The sequence below is a fragment of the Streptomyces sp. NPDC030838 genome, from assembly GCF_055572035.1.
On the sequence record NZ_JBVIED010000009.1, the window covers coordinates 229,234 to 254,580 of the forward strand.

A 25,347-nucleotide genomic window follows, 5' to 3' on the forward strand; every position below is an offset into this window, starting at 1 on the left:
TGTCACGCAAAGGCGCTCCCTGCGCGACGATCACGACTCGGTAAGGGGTGCTGAACGGCCTTCGGGCAGCCCGGAAAGCGAGCTGCTTGAGCTGCTGCCCCGCCCGAAGGCCGGTACCGGAGCAGCATGCCCCAGGCCCGCCTCGCGAAAGGCGAGCACCGGCCCTTCTCCACGGCGCGCAGCTGGTCCCAGTCGACCTCGGGGATCACTTGCGCGGCACGGCGTCAGGTGTCGAAACGTACATTGCCCAGCCAGCCGACGGACTCGGGGTCACGGTGATCGAAGATGCTGCTGGCGCCGGTGTCGAGCGTGGCGATGCGGGTCATCTCGGCCTCGGTGAGCTGGAAGTCGAAGACGTCGATGTTCTCGGCCATACGCTCGGGGCGGACGGACTTGGGGATGACCGCGATGCCGCGCTGGACGAGCCAGCGCAGGACCACCTGGGCGACGGTCTTGCCGTGCCCGGTGGCGATCTCGCTCAGTACCGGGTTGGTGAACAGATCGTCCCGGCCCTGGGGCGAGAGGCCCCCAGGATTCGATCTGCACGCCGCGCTTGCGCATGAGCTCCTGGTCGGCCGTGCGCTGGAAGTACGGGTGGGTCTCGATCTGGTTGACCGCGGGGGTGATCTCGTTGTGGTCGATCAGATCGACGAGCCGGTCTGGGTGGAAGTTCGAGACCCCGATGGCACGGGCGGCGCCCTGGCGGTTGAGGTCCTGCATGGCCCGCCAAGCGCCGTAGTAGTCCCCGAACGGCTGGTGGATGAGATACAGGTCGAGGTGGTCGAGGCCGAGTCGGCGCAGGGACCTCTCGAACGCGCGCTTGGCGCTGTCCTCGCCGGCGTCCTGGACCCACAGCTTGGTGGTGATGAACAGCTCGTCGCGGGGGATGCCGCTCTTGGCGATGGCGCGGCCGACGGCTTCCTCGTTCTCGTAGCCGGCGGCGGTGTCGATGTGGCGGTACCCGGCGGCCAGTGCGTCGGTGACGGCCTGTTCGGTGTGCTCGGGTGCGATCGCGTACACGCCGAAGCCGAGGATCGGCATCTGCACACCGTTGTTCAGGGTGACCTGGGGGATCTGTGCGGTCATGAGCTGGGCTTTCTGCTTCTGTCGGCTGTGCTGATCGTGGGCGCGGTCAGCGGTGCCTGATCCCGGGCTGGGCGGCGGGGGCGAGGGTGGGTTCGGTGACGGGGACGTCGCCGAGGGCCTGGTCGATCGCGGTCAGCAGGTCGTCGGAGAGCTTCACGCCGGAGGCGGCGGCGTTGGCGTGGACCTGTTCGGGGCGGGAAGCTCCGGTGATCGCGGAGGCGACCTCGCCGCGGCGCAGGATCCAGGCGAGCGCCAGGGTGGACATGCTCATCCCGGCCTCCTCGGCGATGGGGACGAGACGCTGGACCGCCTCCAGAGTGGCGTCGTTGTAGACGAGGTCCTTCGAGACCGCCATGTCGGCGGAGGCGAACCGGCTGCCCTCGGGGACCGGCTGCCCGGGCTTGTACTTCCCGGTCAGGACGCCCTGGGCCAGCGGCGACCAGACGATCTGCGAGATGCCGTTGGCCGCGCACAGGCCGAAGACCTCGGCCTCGGGGGCCTGCCACAGCATTGAGTATTGCGGCTGGGAGGAGACGAACAGCTCGGGGCCGGCGCTGTCGATCGCGGCCTGGATCTGCTCGGGGGTCCACTCGCTGAATCCGAGGTAGCGGGCCTTGCCCTGCTCGACGACCTTCCGGAACGCCTCGATGGTGTCCTCGATCGGCACGGTGGGGTCGAAGCGGTGCGCCTGGTACAGGTCGACGTAGTCGGTCTTCAGGCGGGTGAGGGAGGCGTCGATCTGCTTGGCGATCTAAGCGGGGGACAGGCCCTGGTCGGCCGGGTCGTCCGACATCGGGAAGTAGACCTTGGTGGCCAGGATGTAGGAGTCGCGGGGGTGAGCGGAGAGGACCTCGCCCCAGGCCATCTCGGCGGCTCCCTGCCCGTAGACGTTGGCGGTGTCGAAGAAGTTGATGCCCGCGTCGAACGCTGCCTCGGTGCAGGCGCGGGTCGCGTCGGCCTCGATGCCGCCGGCGTAGGTCAGCCAGGAACCGAGGGAGATCTCGGAGACCTCCAGGTCCGAGCTGCCGAGTTTGCGGTACCGCATGATCGCTCTTTTCGGTTGATGGGTGATGGTCGATGGTTGATGGCTTACGGGTGTCCGGTCAGCGTCGGCGGCCGCCGGCTCCAGGGCGGGGTTGATGAAGCTGGTGTCGGCCGGGTTGATGACCGTGCCGGGGGTGACGATCTCGTCGATGCGGTCCAGGACCGTCGGGTCCAGGACCACGTCGGCCGCGGGCAGTTGCGTGTCCAGGTGGGCCAGGGTGCGCGGGCCGATGATGGCCGAGGTGACCGTGGGATGGTTGAGGGCGAACGCGATGGCCATCTCGATCAGCGTCATCCCGTTGTCCTCGGCCACTTGGGCGAGGGCTTCGGTCGCCTCCAGCTTGCGCTGGTTGACCGGCAGGGACATGTCGAAGCGGTCGGCCAGCCGCTGCCGGGCCGGGGAGGGGGTAGGCAGGCCGGTGTCCTGGCGCCAGCGGCCGGAGAGCCAGCCGCCTGCGAGCGGGCTGTAGGTGATCACTCCCATGCCGTGCCGGGCGGCGGTGGGCAGCACGTCGGCCTCGATGCCCCGCACGAGCATGGAGTACGGCGCCTGCTCGCACACGAACCGCTCCAGGTGCCGGTCGTGGGCGGCCCACTGGGCCTCGACGATCTGGCTGCCGGGGAAGGTGGAGGATCCGAGGTAGCGGACCTTCCCCTGGCGGACCAGGTCCGACAGGGCGCTCAGGGTCTCTTCGATGTCGGTGTCGGGGGAGGGCCGGTGCACCTGGTAGAGGTCGATGTAGTCGGTTCCCAGCCGGCGTAGCGAGTCCTCGACGGCGCGCATGATCCAGCGCCGGGAGTTGCCGCGCTGGTTGGGGTCGTCGCCCATCGGGTGGTGGAACTTGGTGGCCAGGACGATGTCGTCCCGGCGGCTCTTGATCGCCTGTCCGACGATCTCCTCGGACTCGCCCTGGGAGTAGACGTCGGCGGTGTCGATGAAGGTGATGCCGGCGTCCAGGGCGCGATGGATGATCCGGGTGGCCTCATCGTGGTCGGGGTTGCCCCACGGGCCGAACATCATCGCGCCGAGGCACATCTTGCTGACGGAGAGGCCGGTCCGGCCGAGCAGACGGCGTTCCATGATGGTCTCCAAGGGTCGAGTACGTATGCGTCGAGTACGCATGTCAGGGCTGGGTGTCGGGCGGGGACCGCGGGAGCTTCCTTGCCGGTGTCAGCCCTGCGCTTGTCCCGCGCCGTGCGGAAGTTGCGCTGAAAAGGGGCAGCCCGTGCCCCAGCCACCGGGAGGCGTCCGGCGGGCGGCACGCGCGCCGATGGGAGGCGCGGCAGAGCCCATCGGGCCTGCCGAAGTCCACGAAACCAGCGGCCGCGCCCCGCAGACAGTCACGCTTGTGAGGGGTAATGGCAGGGACCCCCTCGAGCCGGGGCCGTGCGTGAGCACTGACGAAGGCATGAGCCGCCGGCCGCGTCACGCGTTGTGGGCGGCGATGGCGACGCGAGCGGCGTCGCTGGGGCGGAAGCCCGGAGAAGGGCCCGGACCTGGTGTCAACGCTCGGCGTCGGACTGGGCGGTGGCCTTGGCCTGGTTCTGGGTGGCTGCCCAGCTGGCGGGGAGTTGCAACGCGTCGGCGGAGGGCGTACCGGGATCGGCGTTGTAGACGGTGATGGACAGACCCGGGTCGCCGGGCAGGTCAAGACTCTCGTGGACCAGTTCCAGATCGCCCACCACCGGATGCCGGAACCGCTTGGTTCCCTCGGTGTAGACGTGCACGTCGTGCGCGCCCCACAGGGTGCGGAAGGCGTCACTGCGGGTGGACAGCTCACCGATCAGGTTTTGCAGCTCGCGGTCGTAGGGATTCTTGGCGGCCTCCACGCGCAGCACCCCCACTCCGTCGTGGGCCACGCGCTCCCAGTCCCGGTAGAACCGGGTCGCCCGAGGGTCGAGGAAGACGAATCGGCAGGGGTTGACCGGCTCATGCTCGAAGGCCTGGCAGTGCAGGGCGCGGGCGAGCGGATTGGCCGCCAGGATGTCCATGCAGTTGTTGCGTACGTACGCCGGCTGGTCGTGCAGGCCCTCGATGATGCGCAGCACGCTGGGCCGCACGGTGGCCTTCTTGGGCCGGCGCCGGACGCGGGTCGGCCCGGCGGTGGCCGCGCGGGCCAGGGCGTGCAGGTGATCGCGCTCGGTGTCGTCGAGCCGCAGGGTCTGGGCGAGCGCGTCCAGGACGCTGTCGGAGACCCCGCCGAGGTTGCCGCGTTCCAGACGCGTGTAGTACTCGACGCTCACTCCGGCCAGCATCGCGACCTCGCCGCGGCGCAGCCCGGGCACCCGACGCTGCCCGTACACCGGCAGACCCGCCTGCTCAGGCGTGATCTTGTCGCGGCGGGACTTCAGGAATGCGGACTTCGGCCCGGTTGTCCATGATTCCAGCGCAGGGAGACAGGATGGCCGGTGGGAGTCCCTGTCAGTACCCCTCACGGCAGGGACTCCCGCAGTACGTGCCGGAACCGGTCAAGGTGTGTCCGCGTCGGCCAGTTCGAAGCCGGCGCGGGCTGACTCGACTCCGTTGATCTGCAGGGAGATCGCGTGCTCTCCGGGGTAGTAGCGGCGGGTCGTGATCGGCCGGAACGAGTGCTCTCGCGTCACCTGGATCCGTTCGCCCGGCGCGAGCGTGCGGGTGGTGAGTTTGAAGGTCTTGCCGTTCTGGCCGCCGTTGGCCTTGCGGTGGTGCACGATGTAGTCGATCGTGAGCCGCGCCTGGGCGTCACCGGTGTTGCGGATCGAGGCGGTGAAACGGAGGCTGCCGCCGAAGGGAACGGTGTTCCTCTCCAGATGAGGTCCGTCGACCTCCAGCATCGCGGGAGCGAAGCCCAGCAGTGCCAGCGCTCCGGGGTGGCCACGCTTGACGAGCGTGCGCAGCCCGTGGCGCACGAGCCGCTCAGTGGCCGCGTCGGGGTCGTCCAGCCAGCGGCGGGCTGTGCCGATGACGAGGTCGGGGTGGTCACGGCTGAGGTCGTTGAGATGGTTGGCGACCGAGCGGCGTACGTGTTCGCTCTCGTCCCGATAGAGGGCGTCCAGGATGGGCACGGTTGCTCCGGGGCGAGCCATGAGGTCCGGCACTCGCACCGACCAGGGAAGGTAGGGGCGAGTGCCTTCTGAGGCGAGCCTGCGCACGTCGGCGTCGGCCGAGCCGGTCCAGTCGCCGATGATGCCGAGGGCCCGGTCGAGGTCGTGCCGCAGCAGTGTCCTGATGGCGAACTCCGAGGTGAGACGCCCGGTGAGGTCGGCGAGCAGCGCCATCGCATCGTCGAAAGAGGCGGCGCTGCCTTCCTGGACCGCGCGGGTGGCGAGAGCACTGGTGACCGGCCAGATCAGCCATCCGGTGAAGTGCGGGGCGTGGTCCCGGGCGGAGCGTACGGTCCGGGCGAGAGCGGCGTAGTCGCCGGGCAGGTCCGTGAGCAGAGCGTCCCGCAGCAGGTCGGCGCGTTCCCTGAGGGACAGCGGGGCGATCTGCCGTGGCGCTGCGCGCAGTGACCCGAGCTCGGCGTCCGGAGCAGCGGTCTGAATGGCGTGCAGGAGGCTCTCAACGGTGTGGCGGCCGATGAGCTCGTCGGCGGATGGCATGCGGTCTCTTCCGTCACATGAGGTGGTTCAGCGCGGTGGTGAGCTGCCAGTCGACGCTGTCGCGGTCGATGGTGGCATGAACGGGCGACTCACACCCTCCCCGCAAGGACAAAACGCTCTTCAGCGCGATGCTTTCGATTCTTCGACGTGCGGCACGGGGCGGTCCTCCAGAGGCCTGGCGTCCACGAGGCGGCTCCGGCAGGTGACGGCCCAGAAGACCAGGCCGGCGAGCGTGACCGCCAAGGAGGCGACCATGATCGCCGTCCAGCCGCCATGCCTGTTCCCAGAACAGCGATCTTCATTGTGATCCTTTGGTTCAGTGTGCTTGGGGGCACTGACCATGCAACGGGAAGCGGCGGTGACCTGGGAGTCCCGGCTGTGGGGGGGGACTGGCAGAAGCCCCCACCGCCGCACAGGCCGTTACTCGGCCAACCGACGGTGCTGTCGGGGGATGGGGGCCTAGGGGAAAGTGGATCTTGTTCGTTGATGATCACGTCTCGTGGGACGTGGAGATCTGACAAACCGCCAATGGGCCCGTCTTGAGCCGCTGCTGCCGCAGGGCATCAAGCCGGGCCGCCCGAGAGTGTGGACGCGGCGGCAGCTGATAGACGGCATACGGTGGCGGACCCGGACTGGTGCTCCGTGGCGGGACGTGCCCGACAGATACGGCCCGTGGGATCGCGTCTACGACCTCTTCCGGCGTTGGCAGCGGGACGGCACCTGGGCCCGGATCGTTACCCAGCTCCAGGCGGAGGCGGACGCGAAGGGCCTGATCACCTGGGACGTGAACATCGACTCGACGGTCAGCCGGGCTCATCAGCACGCCGCCGGGGCGTCGAAAAGGGGGACCTCCAGAAGGAGCCGCCAGGCGGGATCGCCGTCGAGCCGGCCGACCATGGGCTTGGACGATCGCGCGGCGGCCTGACCAGCAAGATTCACCTAGCTGTCGAGCAGGGGCAGAAGCCGCTGTCCGTGGTCATCACAGCCGGTCAGCGAGGTGATTCGCCGCAGTTCGAGCCGATCCTGGAAGCGATCCGAGCTCCCCGGATCGGCTTGGGACGGCCACGCAAGCGACTGGACCGAGTCCGCGCCGACAAGGCATACGACTCCCGCAAGAATCGCGCCTACCTGCGCAGACGCGGCATCAAGGCGACGATCCCGGTTCCTGCGGACCGGGTCCGAAACCGGCGGAACCTTGGTTCCCTCGGCGGTCGGCCGCCGAGGTTCGACATGACCGACTACAAACAGCGGCACGCCGTCGAGTGCGGTATCAATCGACTCAAGCGCTTCCGCGCTGTCGCCACCAGGTACGACAAACTCGCCGTCCGCTACGAGGCGACCGTGCTGGTCGCAGTCCTCAACGAGTGGCTGTGACCAGTCACTTTGCTGTCGGCCTCAGACTGCCGGTGTTGGCACGGCGCAGGCGTCGGCGATGGCCCGCGTGTCCCAGTAGAACGGACGGACCTCGGTGATGCGCCCGTCCTTGACCGTGATCGCTTGCAGAATCGGGAAGCTGAGTTCACGGCCGGTCGCACGAGCGCGAGCACGGACCTGTGTGAGCACGACCGCAGTCTCACCGGTGGCAAGAAACTCCTGCTCCACCATGTCGAACGACTCCCACACCTGCCCCATCAGGAGGAAGAACTGCTCCATGCCGTTGTGCCCACGCCAAGTGCCTCCATAGGGCAGAGCATCTGCTTGGTGCAGCTCGACATCCGGCGCGAAGAAGGGGGCGAGCAGGTCGAAGGAAGCCTCGCCGGGGCCTCCTGCCGCCAGGTACTCCGCCTCAGCCGCATACATGCCAGCGAGGACTGTTGCTGACTCCGTAGTGGATGACATCGTCATGCCGCCAGCATGATCACCACAGGGGTATCTTGCTGGCGGCAATCAGACATCGTTGTGCATCGCGGTCGGCACTTCCGCAACACGCCCTAGCGCAGGGGCGAGCGCGGTCAGGGCGTCCGGGATGGGGGGGCGGCAGGCGAACCTACGGGTGGTGTCGGATTCCTCGCTCAGAAATGCAGGACGAGACGCCCACGCACACCACCGGATTCCAGGAGGCGGTGCGCCTCGGCCGCCTGCCCGAAGGGGAAAGTCGCGGCAACGCGAAGACTGAGGACGCCCGACTCGGCCTGGTCGCGAAGCTCCTCCAGAGCGGCCGTGTCGTGAAGCCGGTCGGAAACCCACACAGGGTTCCAGCGCACGCCGCGGTCGGTACCGCCGGAGAACCCCCGGAAGGTCACGATGCCCCCACCGTCGCGCACGGCCGGCGCCACCGCCTCGTCCATCCCCGCCGCGTCGATGACTCCGTCCACGCGGCCGGGAAACAGCTCGCGGACCCGTCCGACGAAGCCGTCGCCGCGCGGAAGTACATGATCGACGCCAAAGCCGGCGACGAGATCCCGGTCCTTCTCGGCCGCGTCAGCGACCACCGTCAGCCCCTCGGCCCTGGCCAGTTCCACGGCGTACCCGCCGACCGCACCCGCCGCGCCGGTCACCGCGACCGTCGCGCCCGGCGCCAGTCGGAGCGCGTCCAGGCCCGTCCGTGCGGTCAGCGCATTCATCAGCAAAGTCGACGCCGCCGTCAGGTCGGCCCCCTTCGGCGCCCGCACCACCGACTCCTCAGGGACCACCACGTACTCCGCCTGCACTCCCCGCCCAACAAGGTACGGGTTGAGAATGGCGGCCACCTCAGTGCCCACAGCCAGCTCGGGCCGCACCCCCTCGCCGACCTCGTCGATCACCCCGGCCGCGTCCCACCCCACGACGTACACCTCGGCTCTCTCGCCCAGGTGGGCCCCGGGCGCGCAGTTCACCCTAGGAGCCAACCAGGTCAGAACCTGTCCTGGTCAGCCATGAGATGTAGCCGTACGGCGGCGCGTACGTCGGTCGACAGCTTCCCCGTACTACTCCGCGTGCCGGCCGCCTTGTCGACGCGTCGAGCCATCCGGGGTGAGGGCGTCGAGCTGGGCGCGGAGGCGTGTGCGCAGCACGGTGCGCAGTTCGTCGGGCGCGACCACGGTGAGCGGGACGGCCAGTGCGAGGAGGCGGGTGGCGAGTTCGTCCAGGTCGCTGCCGCCGAGGGTGACGCGGGTGGCAGCCGGCCCGGTGCTCTCGTGGATGCCCGATCCGGGCGGGACGAGCCCGCTGCGCCTCCGCCAGAGGCACCAGCAGCACCACGGTCGCGTAGAGCGGGTAGTGACTGGTCAGCATGTCGGCGACCATGCGCGCGGCATCCGGTGGATTCTCGATCCGGACCGGCTGTCCGGTGGGCCGCGCTTCCACCACACGGTCTGCTCGGAAAGTCCGCCACTGCCCGCGCTCGACGTCGAGCGCGACCAGGTACCAGCGGTTACGGGTACGGACAAGCCGGTAGGGATCAGCCGCGCGGCTGGTGCGACGCCCCGCGCTGTCGCAGTACACGAGATGCAGGCGGTGGCGGTGACGGCAGGCATCGGCCAGCTGCAGCAGTACTTCGGTCGACACCGGATCGCCCGGCCCCTGAGGAGTGTGAACGACGGAATCGGCGAACGCGCTGAGCCGATCGGCCACCCGACGCGGCAGGATCCGCTGAAGCTTGAACAACGCGGACAGTGCCGCCTGGTCGCTGCCGAGCACTCCGCGCAGGGCCGTCTCCCGCAGCGCGACCGCCACAGCCAGAGCTTCGTCGTCGTCCAGGTTCAACGGCGGGACGCTGCTGCCCGGGGCCATGCGGTAACCGCCCCACGGCCCCGGATCGGATTCGATCCCGTACCCGAGGTCTCGCAGCCGGGCCACGTCCCGACGCACGGTGCGCTCATTGACCCCCATGCGTTCGGCCAGCTCACGGTTCGTTCACGACGGCCGCGTGGACAGCAGGGACAACAACCGCAACAGCCGCACCGGGGTACTCGACACACCGGGACTGTAGAGGATGAGATCCGTCAGCCGTCCGGGTTGGCGTCTCGCGGCATCCGGCTTCTGCTCCCACACCGCCCGGTCGCTGGACCGCTCGTAGATTGGAGTAGAGGGCAATCGCGCTCGGAGACCGAAGAGAGCGCGCCATGGCAGCGGACATCAACTTCACGGCCTTCTTCGACGCCACACCGAGCCCGTACCTGGTTCTGGACACGGACCTGGTGATCCGCTACGCGAACCGGGCATACATGGAGGCCACCCGGCGGAGCAGGGAAGAGCTGGTCGGGAGGTACTTCTTCGATGCCCTGCCGGAGAACCCCGGCTTGCCTGCCGACGTAGAACGCAACCTCAAGGCGTCGCTGCGCCGTGTGCTGGAGACCGGCGCCCCGGACACCCTGGTGCTGCAGAGGTATGACATTCCCGCCCCTGACCATCTGAGCGGTTTCGAGGAGCGGTGGTGGTCCGACATCCACACCCCGATCCCCGGACCGGACGGCGAGGTGCAGTGGATCGTCCAACGCTCCGAGGACGTCACCGCCTTCGTCCACTCACGCCGGGCGCGCGAACTCACCGAGGAGTTCACCGAACGGGAAAAGGGCATGGCAGCCGAGCTGTATGTGCGGGCCCGCGAGCTGCACCGGCTGAACCAGGAACTGCGCGAGGCCCACGCCCGCGAACGCCAGGTGGCCGTCACCCTGCAGGAAGCCATGCTCCAGGCCCCCGACCTGGACCAGCACTACGACAACATCGCCGTGCGGTACCTGCCCGCGACGAAATCACTCAACGTGTGCGGCGACTGGTACGACATCGTCGACCTCCCACCGGACCGCTACACCGCGGCGGTCGGGGACGTCGTCGGCCACGGCCTGCAGGCCGCGGCCGTCATGGGCATGCTCCGCAGTGCCCTGAGCGCAGCCATCCGGGCCATCCCCAGCCCCGCCCAGGCCCTGGAAGTCCTCGGTCTGTACGCCCGCTCCCTCGAAGGCGCGACGGCCGCGACCGCGGTCAAGGTACTCATCGACACCCGCAGCAAGCTGATCATCTACAGCAGCGCCGGGCACCTGCCCCCGGTCCTGCTCCACTCCGACGGGACCTGCGAGCTGCTGGACCAGGCCACCGATCCGCCGCTCGGTGCCCGGCCCTACCACGTCCCCCGCCCCCAGGCTGGCCTGCCCTACACCCCAGGTGACACCCTCGTGCTCTACACCGACGGGCTCATCGAACGCCACGACGAGGACATCGATGCCAGCCTGGCCCGACTGACCTCAGCCCTCGCCCAGGACACCACCCTCGCCCCCGGCCAACTGGCGGAGTCACTGCTGGACCGCCTCGGCGTCACCAGCGGCGCCCGCGATGACATCGCTCTGGTCGTCATCCGCCTGTAACGCCGCGAGACCTCTCGGCAGCGCACAGGCCGCCCGCACCGCTGATCGTCAGGACACTCCAGGAGCATTGGCTACCTACACTCGAAGTAGTGCATCTGGGTGACTGGCCCGGGAGGTGCCTCATGGCCCGCAGCCACCGTTTCCACCTCGACCGGGACGGGCATTCGGTCACGGTTCAGACGGGCCGGCCGTCCGGCACCGTGGAACTCCTGGTCGACGGCAAAGTGGTCGCATCTCGGCACGGCCACCACAGGGAGGTCACCGTGCTGGCCGCCGAGTTGCCCGGCGAGCCACCGCGACCCTTCTCCGTCTACATCGGCCAGTCGAAAAGGGGTGGGGTGGTCCCTCTCTGCCTATGGGAGGTCGACGGCCGCCGCGAGCCCCTTCCCTATGCGCCGCTCGCCACTCGACGTGAACCGTCCCCGCTCGACGACGTTCCGGTGCATCCCCTGCGGTGGCTGCGCAGAGCCACGCGTCGGCGTCTGCGCCACCTGGGCGTGCACCATCGCTAGCCGGGAACCGCTCCGGCTCCTGGGAGAGTCATTGGCTCCCCATGCCGCGGAGTGCGTGGCGTTCGACGATCCGTGAGATGTCGCGAGCGGTGATGATGCCGACGAGGTGCTGCCCGTCCGTGACGAGGATGGGCAGGCCCTGTGCGGGGGAGATCTTTTCGAGTACGTCTTCCAGGAGGTCGTCCGGGGCACAGGTGGTACACCGGGACGCGGGAGTCGCCACATCACGCAGGCGGAGTGTCTCCCGCTGCTGTGCCGGAACCCTCGCGAGCCGGGGGAGGTGAAGCAGGCCGCTGGGGCTTCCCTCGAAGTCGGTCAGGACCAGTGTGGAGTGGCGGGCGCGCGGGACCACGTCGTCGATGCATCCCTGCACGGTCAGCCAGTCGTGACACGCTTCCACCGGACTCGACATGGCATCCGCCGCCCGCATGCCGCGCAACGCCGGGACCAACCTGGCGCGCTGGTGTTCCGCGCTGGCCACCACCATGACGAAGAAGCCGATGAGGGACAGCCACAGACCGCTCAGGATTCCGCGGACGAGGGCGATCCACCCGAGGACGATCAGCAGGACGCCGAGGGCCTGTCCGGCCCGTGCGGACGCTCGTTCGGCGCGGTCCTGGTCTCCGGTACGCCACCACATCACCGCCTGCACCACGCGTCCTCCGTCGAGCGGCGCGGCCGGGAGCAGGTTGAACACGGCGAGGACGAAGTTCACCCATCCCAGCCAGACCAGGACGGCCGCGGGCACGGCCCAGCCCGTCAGTGCGTCGAGCCCGAGGCCCGCCCCGAGCGCCACCCCGCCGACGACCCCACTGGCGAGCGGCCCGCTCACGGCCACCCAGAAGGCAGCGCCGGCGCCACGTGGCCTGCTCATGTCGGTCATGCCGCCCAGGGCCCACAGCGTGATGCTCTGGACCGGGATTCCCTTCCTGCGCGCCGCGAGCGCGTGGGCGGCCTCGTGAGCCAGCAGACTCCCGATGAGCAGCAGTGCCCCGGCCAGGCCGGCGACGGTGTAGGTGGCGTTCGACTGATCGGGGATCCTCGCGGGGAGCGTCTGACTTCCCAGGCTGTAGCCGAAAAGCATCACGAGCAGGGGCACGCTCCAGTGCATGCGCAGCGGCACCCCGAGAACGCGTCCCATCCGTACCGAACCGTTCATGGCCTTCTCCCGCGGGCCGGGGTAGGCGGTCCTGCAGGGGAGCCAATGTGCCGAGGGGTCCACGGAAGGCACCTGCGCGGTTTCCGCCTGCTGCCAGTGTGACTCGATGGCGGTGGGAGTCGCGTTTCTGGGCGTGGGCGGATCGCGTCTGCTGGTGGATGTCGGGGATGAAGTGCGTAGCGTGACGAGCGCCGCCGCCTCGACGGTGGCGATGTCAATACCACACAGCCGGTGCGGGGCGAGGCGAGTGCGCTGAGCCACGTGCCGCGAGGCTCCTGATCATGGTGGAGACCGGTGCGGGCCGGTCGGCGTGTGCCCCTGCGCCGGCGGATCAGCAGTGCCGTGAGGCCGGCGAGGCGCGGGGCGATCGCGCCGAGGCGGCGCAGGCCATGCCGAACAGCGCCATCGAGGGCAGGGAGCGGGTCACCTCGCGAGCGCGACCAGCATCGACTGGGTGCTCGCCCACAGCGGCGCACCGCGCGGCTCGGTCTACCACCACTTCCCCGGCGGGGGGACGCAGCTGATCGAGGAGGCGGTGAAGCCGGCCGGGAACCTCATGGCCGGCGTGATCGACGCCGCCATGTGGACCGACGACCCGGTGGAGGGCATCGACAAGTACTTCACGGTGTGGCGCGACCAGCTCGTGGGCGGCCGTTTCCGGGCCGGCTGCCCGATCGTGGCGGTTGCCGTGGAGACCAACGACGTGGCCCCGCACCTGGCCCAGTCCGCGGGCGTGGTCTTCGCCGGCTGGCAGGAGGCGTTCACGGCCCTGGTCCGGCGGCACGGCCTGCCCGAGAACCGCAGCCGCAGGCTCGCCGCCCTCGTCGTCGCCGCGGACATCCACGACCTACTCGTCCATGCCCCTGAGCAACCGACCGTAACCCTCGTATGTGCTGCCTAGCCGCACCTTCAAGGAGCCGCCATGCCCCATCTCAACCGCTAGGACAACGTCTTCGTCCTCGACCTCGGCGACGACGAGAACCGCTTCCACCCCGACTGGATCGCCGCCGTCGATGCCGCGCTGGAGGCGGTGAAGAAGGCCGACGGCCCGCGGACCGTCGTGACCGCCGCCACGGGCCAGTTCTACTCCAACGGCCTGGACCTGGAGTGGCTGTCCGCCCACGCCGAGCAGCACCGGGACTACATCATCTCCGTCCAGCAGCTGTACGCGCGCCTGCTGTCCCTGCCCATGATCACCGTGGCCGCCGTGCAAGGACACGCCTTCGCGGCCAGCGCGATGCTGCCCCTCGCACACGACTTCCGGGTGATGCGCGCCGACCGCGGCTGGTGCCTGCCCGAAGTGGACATCAACATCCCCTTCGCCCCTGGCACGGCCGCCTCATCCAGGCCCGGCTGACGCCGCAGACCGCTCAGGAGACCATGATCTCCGGCCGCCGCTAGGGAGGCACGGGGGCGGAGGAAGCCGGCATCGTCGACCGCGCAGTCCACGCGGATGCCGTACGCGCCACCGCCCTGGAGATCGCCCAGGCGCAGGTGACCAAGGCCGGCGACACCCTCGGCACCATCAAGGCCCGCATGTACGCACCGATCCTGACCGCCCTGCGCGACACGATCAACCCGCTGGGCTGACCCCGCAGCACACCCCGAGCAAGACCCCACCGACGAACGACCCAGGACAACGATGGTGACCACCACCGACCTCGCGGCCATGACCGGCCTGGAGCTGCTGCGCTGGGTGCAGGGCACCGACAGCGAGGCGCTGGGTGCGGCGTTGACCACGTTGTCGTCGGCGATCTGCAGGCCAGCGCGAAGTGCTCACCCTCCGATCCCGCGAGCCTGATGGTGAAGCAGACATGCCAACTCAAGCGCTCGGTGCGACAACGCTGCGTTGCAATAGGACGGTGACGGAGCGGATATGTCCGCATCGTCCGAGGGAACTGCTGTGGTGTGGGGGATCCAGGGAACGACCGCTTCTCCTATGCGGGCGGGGCGACGAGACGGTAGCCGACACCACGCACGGTCTCGATCAGGGCCGGCATGCCCAGCTTGGCGCGCAGGGACGCGACGTATATCTCCAGGACGCGTTCGGTCCCGTGCCAACCGGTGGGCCAGCACTCGCTGATGATCTGTTCCCGACGGATGACGACGCCTGGTTGCTGGGCGAGCAGGGCGAGTAGATCGAACTCTTTGCGGGAGAGTTCGACGGCCGAGCCGCCCAGGCTGACCTGCCGGGTGAGCAGCTCGATGCGCAGGGCGCCCAGAATCAGGACCGTCTTGTCACTGTCACTGTCACTGTCGGGGTTCCGCGATTGCAGGATGCTGAGCACATTGCCCGCGTGTCCGTAGCCTGGCCGGGATGATGGAGAGCCGGGTGGTGCAGGGATGTCCGCCGTTGATGGCCCTGGTGCTCGGTAGAGGTAGCCGATACCTCGGGCCGACACGATCGATGCGCTGCCGGCAGCGGTGGAGTCCAGTTTCCTTCGGAGGCGTGAAATGGTGAACTTGACCTTTTCGGTGTCCCGCCCGTTGGGGTCGTCCCAAGCTCGTGCGAGCAGTTTGCGAAATGACTGGACGACGCCCGCGTTGCGCACGAGCAGGTCGAGTACGCGGAACTCTGTCGGCGTCAGTTTCAGCGGGACATCGGCCACGCTGATCTCGAAGGTGTGGGAGTCGATCCGTACCAAGCCGTCGTCGTAGACGCCTTCCGCCCACTGTTCCGGTGATGTGCGTCGGTGTAGCACTCTCTCCATGCGAGCCAGGAGTTCGGCAATGTGGTAGGGCTTCACGAGGTAATCGTCCGCTCCCTGGTTCAGGCCCTGCAGGCGTGACCGGACGTCATCACGCGCTGTCACAACGATGACGGGTACGTCGCTGACGGCCCGAAGCCGGGTCAGGATCTCGTAGCCGTCCATGTCCGGGAGCCCGAGATCCAGCAGTATCAAGTCAGGCCGTTGGGCATATGCCGTACGCAGGCCGGCAGACCCAGATGCCTCATGGCTGACGGTGTAGCGGTGCGCGGTCAGGACTCCCGTCATAGCCTGGGCGACGTGCGGATCATCTTCGATGAGGAGAATGCGTGCCCGGCGGACGGCGGTGGTCGGCGCCGGGGCCACCGCCATCGGCCCGTCGTCAACCTCGCGCTCGTCCACTTCGTCGGGCAGGAGGCGAACCTCCACTGACGATGCGGGCACGCCGCTCTTGATCAGGAACGAGATGGTCATGTCGAGGCACTCGGCGCAGACCTGGCTTTCGGTGCCCTGCACCGTCACGGTGTGCCGTGCGTTCCGGTCGCATCGGCGGCCGGCGATGTCCGTCGAGCACTGTCGCGAAGCGGCGGTGCTCTCAGACTCCTTCTGCCGTTTACGGGACCGCCGAGCGGCCGATCTGCAGACGCCGGAGCAATACTGGCGTGGCCGACCGGTATCCGAAGCGGGTGGCAGAGGTCCACCGCACTCCCGGCACTGACCCTCTACCTTCCCCATGACACGGCTCCTCTTCGGACAGACCGCGAGCATGACACGAAACCTGCTTTTGTGACGCGGTGTTGGGTGCAATTAGGAGAGCGACCCTTGGTTGGGGTCCGCGGTCCATGTTCTCCTGGTTGCAGAGGGCCTGACCGCCTTCGACGATCAGGCCCCCCTGGTTTCATGACCGCTCGTGCTTGCCGGCGTCGACGATCATGTCACCAACCGCGATGAGAGCCCTCGCCCATTGGGCGAGGGCCTCGTGCTGCTTCAGGACCGCCACTGTGTCCACTACGAGAAGCACAGCTCGCAATCCAGTCCACCACGAGCTCCCATCCCGCGGATGCCACCTCCTGGGCGTTCCAAGCCCGGCTGAGGAGTGCTCATCGCCCTCCGCGTCCGTGCCTGGGTCGTCCGGCTCCGGGGATCGGCACATCGGCCACCTCCTCTCGACAGCGACCGCGACCATCGCGAGCTGTCGCGACGCGCACGCGGTGGATCCGCGAGTCGCCGGTACGTCGTGCGAGAGGAGCTGAGAGGTGTGTGGTCCCCCATCACCTGAAGTGGTTCGCTCACCGTCCCCCAGCACACGGCCCACCGGCAAGGACGCGCAATCAACGTAGCGCCGACGCCAGTTGAAGAAGGCTGCGGTTCTCAGCTGAAGCTGGCTGAGGCCAAAGAGCAAGGAAGGGATACACCAAGGCACAGCCTGACAAGCCGTGTGCCAGGTCCGTCCGTGCTGGCTGACAGCGCCACGGGCTCACCACGTCGGCTGAACGGTCGAGGGGCTGGGTGAAAGACATCCTGGCATCCCGGGAACTGCCCGACCTTGGGTGGTGCTTCTTCCCTTTGGCTGACCACCCCGCAACGTCACGTCGCCGAGTGATCACCGGGGCGTCTGGTTGCGGTCAAGTCCGGTGTTCCGCTCCGCCGGTACAGCGGAGGTGCTGCCCTGGGTGTGTGAGCACTTCGGCGAGGGCTGTGATCCGGTCGGATCGGTGCGGGCTGGAGCAGTTGGTCGCTGCGTACGACGGCGATGCTGCGCTGCGGGGCCATCTGCGGCTGGGGGATGGCTGGACGCGGCGGTGGAGCGGGACGGAGCTGGTCGGCGAGGGCAAGGTGGCCTAGGTGTCTCTTGGATCCGTCCGTGAGATCGTCGTGCTCGTGATCGAGTCCTGGGTGATCAATGACGACAGCCCTGTCTCTGTGTCGTCCGAGATGGTGCTGGAGGCCCTTCGGTCGAGGATCGACAGCGGCCAGCTTGAGACGTGGCTGACCAGTTCGTCCGGACGGTTGCTGGCCTTCGTGACGAATACCGAGCGTGCGATGGTGATGCTGCTCGAAGAGGAGGGCGATCCCGGCGAGCATGCGGTGGACCCCGGGGCTCAGGGGGCGAGCGCCGGGTTCGTCCTCTTCAATGGCCAGGACGACGAGTACCGGGATGAGGACACCGTCCCCATTCGTGAGGCATTCAGGCTCGTGAAGCAGATCGTTGGCACGGGATCCTGGCCGACGAACGCACGTTGGGTGGTCGATCGCTGAGTGGCTATCGCCGTGCCCAGATGAGGATGGCGGCGAGGTGGAGTGAGGCCTGGTAGGCGATGGCGAGCTTGTCCGTTCGCATGGCCAGCCCGCGCCACTGCTTGAGCCGGTTGATGCATTGCTCGACCGCGTTGCGCCGCTTGTACGCCTCGGCGCCGAAAGCGGGTGGGCGACCGCCGGCACGGCCTCGCCGCAGGCCGTGGCGGATCTGGTCGGACGGCTGGGGGGATGACAGCGCGGATTCCGCGTCGACGGAGGTGATTTCGGATCGCGCGGAACGAGTACGCGCGGTCTGCCAGGACGGCATCCGGTCGGGTCCTGGGTCTTCCGGGTCCGCTTCGCGGAACACGGATGCCAGCCATGACGGTCTCGAAGGCCGGGGCGTCGCCCGCCTGGCCAGCGGTGACGCGAAGAGCCAAAGGCCGTGCATGGCTGTCGCTGGCGAGATGAACCTTCGTGCTCAGGCCGCCGCGAGAGCGTCCGAGCGCGTGGTCGCCGGGTTCGGCCCCGCCTGGAGCCCCCTTTTCCTGGCTCCGGCGGCGTGCTGGTGGGCTCTGCAGACGGTGGAGTCCACCGATACGGTCCAGCCGATGTCGTCAGTGCCCTCGGCCGCTGCCAGGACCGTGGCGAGGATGCGTTCCCAGGTGCCGTCCACGGCCCATCTGATCAGCCTTTTGTGGGCGGTCTGGAACGAGCCGAGCTCGTCGGGCAGGTCCCGCCAGGGCGAGCAGGTCCGGTACTTCCATGCGATGGCCTCCAAGGTTCTGCGGTGATCGGCCCATCACCGACCGCGGACGCGGTGGGACCACACCCGGTGCGCGAGGACGACCAGCGGGGGTACCGCCCTCAGCCCGGGCCGCACCAGGGTCGAGAAGCCAGCCGATGAGTGACCCGATGCGGCGGTGCGCACCGACGATGTCCGCACTGCCCTCGCAGGTGCATCGCATCGTGCCGGAGTGCACTGCATCGCGATGCACAGCACTGCTGGTCACCGCCGTCATGCCTCCAGGCAAGCTCAACACCTCTACTCAGCCGACGCTGCCCATCGACGGCGACGTGCTGCTGCGGCCCTGGTTGCCTACTAGCGCAGCCGCTGTCGCGTGCGTGTTCCAGGACCCGAGAATCCAGCACTGGCACCTGCGCAGGGCGGACTCCGAAGAGGAAGCCGGAGAGTGGATCGAGCAGTGGCGCGGCGCCTGGGAGAGCGTGACCGCCTGCCACTGGGCCGTGGTCGGTGTCGGCGACGACAGGCTCCTCGGACGGATCTCCCTCCAGTCGATCATCATGGTCGGCGGCCAAGCAGAAGTCTCCTACTGGACTGCCCCGGGGCCCGCGGCAAGGGCGTCTGTTCCCGGGCAGTGGCTCGAGTGACGAGCTGGGCACTGGAAGAGGTCGGCTTCAACCGACTCGAACTCGGCCACTCCACGGCGAACGTCGCATCCTGCCGCATCGCTGAGAAGACCGGCTTCGCCCCTGGAAGGCGTACGGCGTCGGGCACTGCTCCATGCCGACGGCTGGCACGACATGCATGTGCACGCCCGGATCCAGGAAGGTTGACGAAGAGAGGGTGGAGCAAGGTCCAACCAAGCCTGCGCCTACGCAACCTCAATTCAGACTGCCGGGTCTTGATCACTGCTGAGCCTGCTGATTGGCTGGCCGACATGACTGATCTCGGACCCGTTGCCTGGCCGCCTGCACCGATCAGGACCGAGAGGCTCGTGCTCCGTGAGCCCGAGGCCCGGGACCGTGTGGCGTTCATCGAGCTGCTGGCGTCGCCAGATGTGCACACCTACCTCGGTGGACCCCGCCCGCGTGACGAGCTTGAGCGCGAGTTGCCCGAGGTGCCCGAGCGGTGGCCCGGGAGCTTCGTCGTGGATCTCGACGGGGCGATGATCGGCCAGATCCTGCTCAGGAGAGCGCCGGAGCACCATCGCCCGGCTGCCGCGGGGAAGGCCGAACTCGGCTACCTGTTCCTGCCACGGGCGTGGGGATTCGGGTATGCCGCCGAATCGTGCGCGGCGGCACTTGACTGGTTCGAAAGCGTCCGCCCCGGTGAGCCGGTGGTGCTCGCCACCCAGACCGCCAACGTCGGCTCGATGCGCCTCGCGGCGAAGCTGGGGTTCACCGAAGTAGAGCGGTTCCGGGCCTGGGACGCTGAGCAGTGGCTCGGCCTGCGGTCCCCGGTCCCGCCCTCCGATTGAGCTCGCTCTGAGACTGGAGCCACTGTCCACAACGGTTTCGTGGCGGTGACTGGGCGTCGGGTAACGCCTGTGATCAGCCTGGCCCGAGAGGCCTCCCGTGGGAGCGGCGAGGCCCGGTGCCTTCGCCACCGTCATGGAGAGGTCCGGGCTGCGCCGCGCCACTCCATCAGGCCGGAGAAGCGCACCCAGGCCCTCGTCCGCCTCGTCCAGGCCTGCTCGGCGCAGGAACGCGGCGACGTCTGGGAGACAGTACGCACGGCCGAGGATCTCGCTGTTCGCCCCCCACCTGGCAGTCCTCCGCGTCGGGTGGGTAGATCACGAGGGGCTGTGCGGAGACCTCGTGATCTGGGGCACCGGGCAGCGGTACCTGCCGGGTGCCCGCGCGCTCTACAAGGTGCGCCGAACCGCCGCGACACCACCGAGGCGGTGATCGGCGCGATCACCGGCACCGTGCAGCGGCCGCAGACGCTCGTACTGGGCCGCTTCGACGAGGCGGGCACGCTACGACCGGTCGGCCGGACCACGCCTCCACGGCCCGACACCGCGCGCGACCTGGCCGAGCGGCTGACGCCGGCGGCGCCCCGGCATCCGTGGGAGGGCGTGCGGTTCACCACCTCTTGGGGGTCGCGGACGCCGCTGGACGTGGTCTTGGTCGAGCCGGTGCCGGTGGCGGAGATCCTGGTGGACACGGCGCTGGAACGGGGCGCGTGGCGGCACCCAGTGCGCTTCGCCCGGCTGCGCCTGGACGTCGCCGTGGACGACGTCCCGCCGTTCGGGGCGGGCCAGGAAGCCCGCAGCTGGCTGATACGCAGTCAGGTGGCGTGCCCCGCACGTCCAGGCCGGGGCGCACCGGCGTGCCGGGAGCTGTACCGGACGCCTAGGCCGTGCCTTGGAAGTCGGTGATCCGGCTGGTTGGCTGTCCGGGGAAGGTGCGGGTGGCCAACCAGATGGTGATGTCGCGGGCGATGTCGTTGATGCTGGTCGAGGTGGTGACGTCGTGCTCGTCGCGGATGGTGTCGCGGCTGACGATCTCGTAGCCGCTTCCGTCCAGGACGGCCACTGAGCCGAACCACACGGGGTCGTCTTCCTCGGGTTGGATGACCACGAAGTGTTGTCGGAGTCGTTGAGGCCGCTGATCAGCATGAACAGCGCGTCCTCGGAGGGGTCGTCGATGCGGTCGCCGTTTTCGCTGACGGCGCCGTAGTACTCGGTGTGGGGCGAGGGGATCTTTCTGACGAGCAGTGGTCCGTGCTGGAGCCGCTGTTGCCGGCCCCCTGGTTGTGGGATCCGCGGCTTCGCTGGCAGCGCGTCCTGCGGAATCGCCGGAATCGCCGGAATCCGCGATCGGTGAGCACTGGCTCAGATGGTTGAGTACGAGCGAACCGGCATTGCCGGGGGACCAGCGACGGGACCCCCGTCGGGGGCGCTGCATCGGGTGAGGCCGGTGGTCCCTTCGGGCGGAGTCGCCGCCGCGCCCACGGATCGCCTTGTCAGTCCGGTAATGAGTCGTAGCAACAGTCCGGCCGACAAGGGATCGATGGGTGACGACGATGAGGGAGCAATGGGTGCACGACGGCGAGGGCCGGGGCCGGTCGGGGACGCGGCCGCGAAGACGCACCGCGCTGGCGGTCTCGGCGAGCGTCTTCGCGGCGGCTGCCATGGTCTTTCTCGGAGCTGCGGGGGCGAGCGCTGCGCAGCCGACGTGCTTCGGCCGCCCGGCGACGCAGCCCGGAAGCACCACCGGAACCGCCGGGTCGGACGTGATCATCGGCACCTCAGGAGCGGACACGCTCGACGGCAGGGGCGGAAACGACCTGATCTGCGGCCTGGACGGAAACGACCGCCTCATCGGAGGCCCCGGCAACGATGCGGTCGACGGCGGCGACGGCGACGACGGCCTGACCGGCGACACCTTCGCTCCGACGGGAAACGCGACGGCTCCCACCGGAAGCGACCGGCTGCTCGGCGGCCCGGGCGACGACGGCATCACGGGGGACAACTGGGCAGTCCAGGGCACGGCCACAGGGGCGTCTCCGGACACCGGATACGGCGGGACCGGCAACGACACCATGCTCGGCGACAGCCGAGGCGACAACGTGACCGGTGGAGCGAACGACCGTCTTCACGGCGGTGACGGTGACGACGGCCTCATCGGTGACTCGCTCGGCTTCTTCACGGCCGACGGTGCCGGGGATGACGTGCTCCTGGAAGGCCCCGGCCAGTTCGGTGACGTGACGGGTGACAGTGTTTCCTTCGCCGGGAACGCCAGCGGCAGGGGCGGAGACGACATCATCGACCTGGGCTTGGACGGCGCCCTCCTCGCCGTCGGAGACCACTCGGCCTCCCAAGGCACCGCGACCGGCTCCGGCAACGACCGGATCACCGGTGGAAGCGGTGACGAGATCGAGATCATCGGCGACAGTGGCGTCGGCGACCCCACCGGGCTGACCGCTGGGAACGACGTCATCTCCGGGCGCGGCGGCAACGATACGCTCACCGGCGACAACGTCGGCCCCGACGGCCCGATCAACACCGTGGGCGGCGTGGACCGGATCTTCGGCGGCGGCGGGGGCGATACCCTCCGGGGCGGTCCCAACAACGACTTCCTCGACGGCGGCGCCGGAACGGACGCCTGCGACGGCGGACCGGGCAACGACACCGCCATCAACTGCGAAAGCTGACGACACCCGGCGATCTGCCGGCAGTGCTCACCGAATCGCGGATGCTACACCGGTTGTAGGGTCCGCGAATCCGTGAGCACTGTTTGCTGCGGAAACACCGAAATCCGCGCTCAATGAGCGCAGGTCACGTTGGCTGATCACGAACAGTCTTTGCCATCGCGGCATCGCCGGTGATCACGTCGGTGAAGGCGGTCAGCCACAGCGGACGGCAGACGGAGGATCCGGACGGGTGACCGGCCTGGCTGTATGGGGGTGGTGGAGTCCTCTACTCTGGCTTCGCCTGGTGCCCGCCGGATCGGGCTAGCTCGGTGATCAGGTGCTCCAGCGCGGCGGTGGCGGTGGTGCCGGTGGTGGCGACTTCGGGCACGATGTCGCTGGCAGAACGGCGCAGTTCGAGCCATCCGAGGTAAGCGGCGTACGTTGCGACCGCCTGACGCCGGGCTGGGGCGGGGGGCAGGCCCAGGTCGGTGTAGAGGTCGGTGAGGTAGGCGATCCGCCGGTCGGTGACCCGGCGCAGGATCGGGGCGACGGCGGGGTGATCGGCGTGGGCGACGATCGCGGGCTCCAGGCCGTTGATGTCCTGCGGCCCCAGCGCGGTGGTGAACAGGACCGTCAGTCGCTGCCGGGGGTCGGTGATGTCGGCCAACTCTGAGATCAGGGCAGTGGTGTTGTCCTCTTCCCACACTTCCAGCGCGGCCGTCAACAGTGCATCGCGATCCTTGAAGTGCCAGTAAAAGCTGCCCCGGGTCGTCCCCAGCTCGCCCGCGAGTGCGTTGACCGACACAGCGGCGACTCCGCCGTGTGCCATCGCATGCAGCGCGGCGGTCGACCAGTCCTGGGGTGTGAGGTGCCTTCTCGCCATGCCCGTACAGTACTGTATGGTCGTCCATACAGGGGTGTATGGACGGATTGGGGGGAGGCAGCGTGACGCTGACGAAACTCGCTGGTGGGACGGCCGCGATCGGCTTCGGTGTGGCCGGGGTGCTGCACGGGATCTGGACCTTCTCTCCCTGGCCGCTGGCCGACCGTGCCGGCTTCGCTCGCACAGTCGTCGGGTCGCCGAAGCTGATCTGCTCACCCCGGAGTTGACGGCCGTGGTAGCGGCTGCGCCCGGGGCGGCAGCCCATGCACCCGCGGCTCAGGCAGAGTTGGTTCCGCAGGTGGGCCTCATCGTTTGGTACGCCACGGCATATGGGGGCGTTGCCTGTGTGCTGCTGCGAGGTGTGGCAGGTCTGGTCCCCTCCCGTCCGATCCGTCGGCCGACCGATTTCACCCGCTGGGACCTGGCGCTGTACTCCCCGCTGGGTCTAACGCTCGAGGGCTGACGGCTTACCTCGCCATCTGCACCCGGGACCTCCCCGAAAAGACCGGCGCCACGCCATCAGGAAACTCAAAGGCCGTAAGAATCGAGGAAGTTGACAATGACCCGGTTGATTCCCCGACTGGTGATCGGACTGACAGCAGTGCACTTCGCGGTCGCTTTGATCGCCTCCAGCACCTTCGGCGACATCGCCCGTGACGGATTCTGGAACGCTGTCCCCGGAAAACCGCAGCGCGAGTACGAGATGTGGTTCTTCCTCGCTGGGTTCGGCCTCCTCGCCCTGGGCACCCTAAGCGGGCGCATCGTCCGTGACACCGGCAGGCTCCCGGCACAGCTGGGCTGGTATCTGCTCGCCATCGGTGTGCCGCTGCAGATTCTCTATCCCGTATCCGGCGCGCCAGGACTGATCGTACTTGGGGTGCTGGCCCTGATCGCGACCTGGCGGGACAGCGCGGGGGAGAGCCGTCGGACACGCTCGCCTGGCAACTACCGGCCGTGACTAGTGTTCGTGATCACCCAGAAGCGCTCATCCGGTGCTCATAACCCCTGGAATTGCTCACGGAATCGCTGAACTTGCACAGGTAACCGACTCGATGATGCCGGTGTCCACCGGGGCCAGGATCTGACCGCCACACCAGTCCTCGACGGACACCAGCGTGCAGGTGTCCCCGGAAGTAGCCCCCCATCGCCTTGCTGTTGGCGGCCCAGCCGCCCTGCGCGCGCTGATCGTGTTGCGGTCGTGTCCGGCGCGGCGGGCGGAGTGCCCGGTGGGCCGGAAGGACAGCTCGCCCCACGCGCCGAGCCGGGTGATGACGTCGCCGATGGTCTCCGGGGCGAGTCCGCCCTGCAGGACGGTGTGCCAGCGGCTGTGCAGCGGCTTGTAGGCGAAGTCGTCCGGGTCGTCTACCTGACCAACCTGGCCATGAACCTCCACAAGCTCTACCAACTGGCCCACGACCCCGGCCTGCTCGTCGAAGCCGTCTCCCTGGCCCGCGACGCCGTCGCGCTCCCGCACCCGGGCGAACCCGCCGTCGAGATGAACCTCGCGCGGCTGCTGTATGCCGAGCACGAGCGGACCGGCGCGATCGGGCCGCTGCTGGCGCCGCCGCGGATGGGCAGGCTGTGCGGGATCGCCGTCAGGTGGTCAACGGGATCTTGTGGAAGCTGTCCACCGGGGCGGCCTGGCGGGACCTGCCCGGACGTTGCGGGCCGTGGAAGACGGTGTACGAGCGCTTCCGCCGCTGGTCGGCCGACGGCACCTGGGACCAGCTCCTGGCCCACGTCCAGCAGCATTCCGACGCCGTCGGTGCCGTGGACTGGACGATCGTGTGCGTGGACTCCACGACCCGTGCGGGCTCACCAGCACGCGGCCGGGGCGCGAAAAGGGGGATCCCGTCCCACGAGGCGATCGGCCGGCCCCGGGCGGGCTGACAACGAAGATTTCTGATCCTCGGCGAGTGTCAGTGCCGTAGTTACTGTCATGAGTGAACTCAGGCGGCTGCGACTCGTCGT

Annotated in this window: 21 protein-coding genes and 12 pseudogenes; 15 read left to right on the forward strand and 18 right to left on the reverse strand. The window is 68.7% G+C overall.

The window, feature by feature from the left end:
• Window positions 1-224 precede the first annotated feature (224 nt).
• The 5 genes and pseudogenes from ACZ42A_RS23660 to ACZ42A_RS23680 all read right to left on the reverse strand — a co-directional run bounded on the left by ACZ42A_RS23660 (window position 225) and on the right by ACZ42A_RS23680 (window position 5,712).
• Window positions 225-1,074: pseudogene (locus tag ACZ42A_RS23660) on the reverse strand (aldo/keto reductase).
• A gap of 58 nt (window positions 1,075-1,132) precedes the next feature.
• Window positions 1,133-2,131 (reverse strand): annotated as a pseudogene (locus tag ACZ42A_RS23665) (aldo/keto reductase family protein).
• A gap of 72 nt (window positions 2,132-2,203) precedes the next feature.
• Window positions 2,204-3,211 (reverse strand): annotated as a pseudogene (locus tag ACZ42A_RS23670) (aldo/keto reductase); the annotation flags it as partial.
• Window positions 3,212-3,633: 422 nt separating this feature from the next.
• On the reverse strand, window positions 3,634-4,434 hold the full coding sequence (locus tag ACZ42A_RS23675; protein WP_468529245.1) for a helix-turn-helix transcriptional regulator: 801 nt from the start codon (window positions 4,432-4,434) through the stop codon (window positions 3,634-3,636).
• 165 nt (window positions 4,435-4,599) lie between these two features.
• Window positions 4,600-5,712 carry a DNA alkylation repair protein gene (locus ACZ42A_RS23680; RefSeq protein WP_468529246.1) on the reverse strand — a complete coding sequence of 371 codons (1,113 nt, stop codon included), beginning with the start codon at window positions 5,710-5,712 and terminating at the stop codon, window positions 4,600-4,602.
• Between the two features lie 499 nt (window positions 5,713-6,211).
• Between ACZ42A_RS23680 and ACZ42A_RS23685 the strand changes: the two genes are divergently transcribed.
• Window positions 6,212-7,086, forward strand: a protein-coding gene (locus ACZ42A_RS23685) for an IS5 family transposase (protein ID WP_468529247.1) whose coding sequence is annotated in 2 segments (ribosomal slippage) — window positions 6,212-6,605 and window positions 6,605-7,086 — 876 coding nt in all. Because the reading frame shifts where the segments join, the coding sequence is not laid out codon by codon here.
• Window positions 7,087-7,107: 21 nt separating this feature from the next.
• On the opposite strand, the gene ACZ42A_RS23690 is transcribed toward ACZ42A_RS23685, so the two are convergent.
• From ACZ42A_RS23690 to ACZ42A_RS23705, 4 genes and pseudogenes are all read right to left on the reverse strand, one after another.
• A complete protein-coding gene (locus ACZ42A_RS23690; RefSeq protein ID WP_468529248.1) occupies window positions 7,108-7,557 on the reverse strand; it encodes a nuclear transport factor 2 family protein in 450 nt (149 codons plus the stop codon).
• Between the two features lie 167 nt (window positions 7,558-7,724).
• Entirely contained in the window at window positions 7,725-8,477 is a 753-nt protein-coding gene (locus ACZ42A_RS23695; RefSeq protein ID WP_468529249.1) for a zinc-binding dehydrogenase, read from the reverse strand.
• A gap of 141 nt (window positions 8,478-8,618) precedes the next feature.
• Entirely contained in the window at window positions 8,619-8,834 is a 216-nt protein-coding gene (locus ACZ42A_RS23700) for a WCX domain-containing protein (protein ID WP_468529339.1), read from the reverse strand.
• 211 nt (window positions 8,835-9,045) lie between these two features.
• A pseudogene (locus ACZ42A_RS23705) lies at window positions 9,046-9,522 on the reverse strand (helix-turn-helix transcriptional regulator); the annotation flags it as partial.
• Between the two features lie 233 nt (window positions 9,523-9,755).
• Between ACZ42A_RS23705 and ACZ42A_RS23710 the strand changes: the two are divergent.
• Together ACZ42A_RS23710 and ACZ42A_RS23715 are read left to right on the forward strand one after the other, a co-directional pair.
• Window positions 9,756-10,994, forward strand: a complete 1,239-nt coding sequence (locus ACZ42A_RS23710; RefSeq protein ID WP_468529250.1) for a PP2C family protein-serine/threonine phosphatase — start codon at window positions 9,756-9,758, stop codon at window positions 10,992-10,994.
• Between the two features lie 122 nt (window positions 10,995-11,116).
• Window positions 11,117-11,506, forward strand: a complete 390-nt coding sequence (locus ACZ42A_RS23715) for a hypothetical protein (RefSeq protein WP_468529251.1) — start codon at window positions 11,117-11,119, stop codon at window positions 11,504-11,506.
• A 28-nt stretch (window positions 11,507-11,534) separates the two neighbouring features.
• Here the strand turns inward: ACZ42A_RS23715 and ACZ42A_RS23720 are convergent, their stop codons facing one another.
• The gene (locus ACZ42A_RS23720; protein ID WP_468529340.1) at window positions 11,535-12,665 is read right to left on the reverse strand and encodes a site-2 protease family protein; all 1,131 of its coding nucleotides are present in this window, start codon (window positions 12,663-12,665) and stop codon (window positions 11,535-11,537) included.
• A 454-nt stretch (window positions 12,666-13,119) separates the two neighbouring features.
• Here ACZ42A_RS23720 and ACZ42A_RS23725 point away from each other — a divergent pair, with 454 nt between their 5' ends.
• From ACZ42A_RS23725 to ACZ42A_RS23735, 3 genes and pseudogenes are all read left to right on the forward strand, one after another.
• Window positions 13,120-13,566 (forward strand): TetR/AcrR family transcriptional regulator, encoded by a 447-nt coding sequence (locus ACZ42A_RS23725; protein WP_468529252.1) that lies wholly within the window; start codon window positions 13,120-13,122, stop codon window positions 13,564-13,566.
• A 21-nt stretch (window positions 13,567-13,587) separates the two neighbouring features.
• Window positions 13,588-14,255: pseudogene (locus tag ACZ42A_RS23730) on the forward strand (enoyl-CoA hydratase-related protein).
• 52 nt (window positions 14,256-14,307) lie between these two features.
• Complete coding sequence (locus tag ACZ42A_RS23735; protein WP_468529253.1) at window positions 14,308-14,466, forward strand: hypothetical protein; 159 nt, start codon at window positions 14,308-14,310, stop codon at window positions 14,464-14,466.
• Between the two features lie 136 nt (window positions 14,467-14,602).
• On the opposite strand, the pseudogene ACZ42A_RS23740 reads toward ACZ42A_RS23735, so the two are convergent.
• Together ACZ42A_RS23740 and ACZ42A_RS23745 are read right to left on the reverse strand one after the other, a co-directional pair.
• Window positions 14,603-14,887, reverse strand: a pseudogene (locus tag ACZ42A_RS23740) (winged helix-turn-helix domain-containing protein); the annotation flags it as partial.
• Between the two features lie 165 nt (window positions 14,888-15,052).
• Window positions 15,053-16,141 (reverse strand): annotated as a pseudogene (locus tag ACZ42A_RS23745) (response regulator transcription factor); the annotation flags it as partial.
• 909 nt (window positions 16,142-17,050) lie between these two features.
• Between ACZ42A_RS23745 and ACZ42A_RS23750 the strand changes: the two are divergent.
• Window positions 17,051-17,218, forward strand: a complete 168-nt coding sequence (locus ACZ42A_RS23750) for a hypothetical protein (protein ID WP_468529254.1) — start codon at window positions 17,051-17,053, stop codon at window positions 17,216-17,218.
• Window positions 17,219-17,632 (forward strand): hypothetical protein, encoded by a 414-nt coding sequence (locus ACZ42A_RS23755; RefSeq protein WP_468529255.1) that lies wholly within the window; start codon window positions 17,219-17,221, stop codon window positions 17,630-17,632.
• Window positions 17,633-17,636: 4 nt separating this feature from the next.
• Here ACZ42A_RS23755 and ACZ42A_RS23760 read toward each other — a convergent pair whose 3' ends face one another.
• The 3 genes and pseudogenes from ACZ42A_RS23760 to ACZ42A_RS23770 form a co-directional block, all read right to left on the reverse strand.
• Window positions 17,637-17,939, reverse strand: a complete 303-nt coding sequence (locus tag ACZ42A_RS23760) for a hypothetical protein (protein WP_468529256.1) — start codon at window positions 17,937-17,939, stop codon at window positions 17,637-17,639.
• A pseudogene (locus ACZ42A_RS23765) lies at window positions 17,842-18,210 on the reverse strand (transposase); the annotation flags it as partial. The pseudogene ACZ42A_RS23765 and the gene ACZ42A_RS23760, both read right to left, overlap by 98 nt.
• Window positions 18,093-18,395: pseudogene (locus tag ACZ42A_RS23770) on the reverse strand (transposase); the annotation flags it as partial. The pseudogenes ACZ42A_RS23770 and ACZ42A_RS23765, both read right to left, overlap by 118 nt.
• Before the next feature lie 236 nt (window positions 18,396-18,631).
• On the opposite strand from ACZ42A_RS23770, the pseudogene ACZ42A_RS23775 reads away from it, so the two are divergent.
• The 3 genes and pseudogenes from ACZ42A_RS23775 to ACZ42A_RS23785 all read left to right on the forward strand — a co-directional run.
• Window positions 18,632-19,041 (forward strand): annotated as a pseudogene (locus ACZ42A_RS23775) (GNAT family N-acetyltransferase); the annotation flags it as partial.
• Window positions 19,042-19,293: 252 nt separating this feature from the next.
• The gene (locus ACZ42A_RS23780) at window positions 19,294-19,833 is read left to right on the forward strand and encodes a GNAT family N-acetyltransferase (RefSeq protein WP_468529341.1); all 540 of its coding nucleotides are present in this window, start codon (window positions 19,294-19,296) and stop codon (window positions 19,831-19,833) included.
• A 426-nt stretch (window positions 19,834-20,259) separates the two neighbouring features.
• Window positions 20,260-20,736, forward strand: coding sequence for a hypothetical protein (locus ACZ42A_RS23785; protein WP_468529257.1), 477 nt, complete (start codon window positions 20,260-20,262; stop codon window positions 20,734-20,736).
• Here the strand turns inward: ACZ42A_RS23785 and ACZ42A_RS23790 are convergent.
• Window positions 20,711-21,075, reverse strand: a pseudogene (locus ACZ42A_RS23790) (hypothetical protein). The gene ACZ42A_RS23785 and the pseudogene ACZ42A_RS23790 sit on opposite strands and share 26 nt — an antisense overlap.
• Window positions 21,076-21,383: 308 nt before the next feature.
• Between ACZ42A_RS23790 and ACZ42A_RS23795 the strand changes: the two are divergent.
• Window positions 21,384-22,514: a calcium-binding protein gene (locus tag ACZ42A_RS23795; protein WP_468529342.1), complete on the forward strand. Its 1,131-nt coding sequence runs from the start codon at window positions 21,384-21,386 to the stop codon at window positions 22,512-22,514.
• A 265-nt stretch (window positions 22,515-22,779) separates the two neighbouring features.
• Here ACZ42A_RS23795 and ACZ42A_RS23800 read toward each other — a convergent pair whose 3' ends face one another.
• On the reverse strand, window positions 22,780-23,376 hold the full coding sequence (locus ACZ42A_RS23800) for a TetR/AcrR family transcriptional regulator (protein WP_468529258.1): 597 nt from the start codon (window positions 23,374-23,376) through the stop codon (window positions 22,780-22,782).
• Between the two features lie 62 nt (window positions 23,377-23,438).
• Between ACZ42A_RS23800 and ACZ42A_RS23805 the strand changes: the two genes are divergently transcribed.
• Window positions 23,439-23,603, forward strand: a complete 165-nt coding sequence (locus ACZ42A_RS23805) for a hypothetical protein (RefSeq protein ID WP_468529259.1) — start codon at window positions 23,439-23,441, stop codon at window positions 23,601-23,603.
• Between the two features lie 332 nt (window positions 23,604-23,935).
• On the forward strand, window positions 23,936-24,334 hold the full coding sequence (locus tag ACZ42A_RS23810; protein WP_468529260.1) for a DUF6463 family protein: 399 nt from the start codon (window positions 23,936-23,938) through the stop codon (window positions 24,332-24,334).
• A 57-nt stretch (window positions 24,335-24,391) separates the two neighbouring features.
• Here the strand turns inward: ACZ42A_RS23810 and ACZ42A_RS23815 are convergent, their stop codons facing one another.
• Window positions 24,392-24,904, reverse strand: a complete 513-nt coding sequence (locus ACZ42A_RS23815) for a hypothetical protein (RefSeq protein WP_468529347.1) — start codon at window positions 24,902-24,904, stop codon at window positions 24,392-24,394.
• Here ACZ42A_RS23815 and ACZ42A_RS23820 point away from each other — a divergent pair.
• Window positions 24,872-25,277, forward strand: a pseudogene (locus ACZ42A_RS23820) (IS5 family transposase); the annotation flags it as partial. The gene ACZ42A_RS23815 and the pseudogene ACZ42A_RS23820 overlap by 33 nt on opposite strands.
• Window positions 25,278-25,347 lie beyond the last annotated feature (70 nt).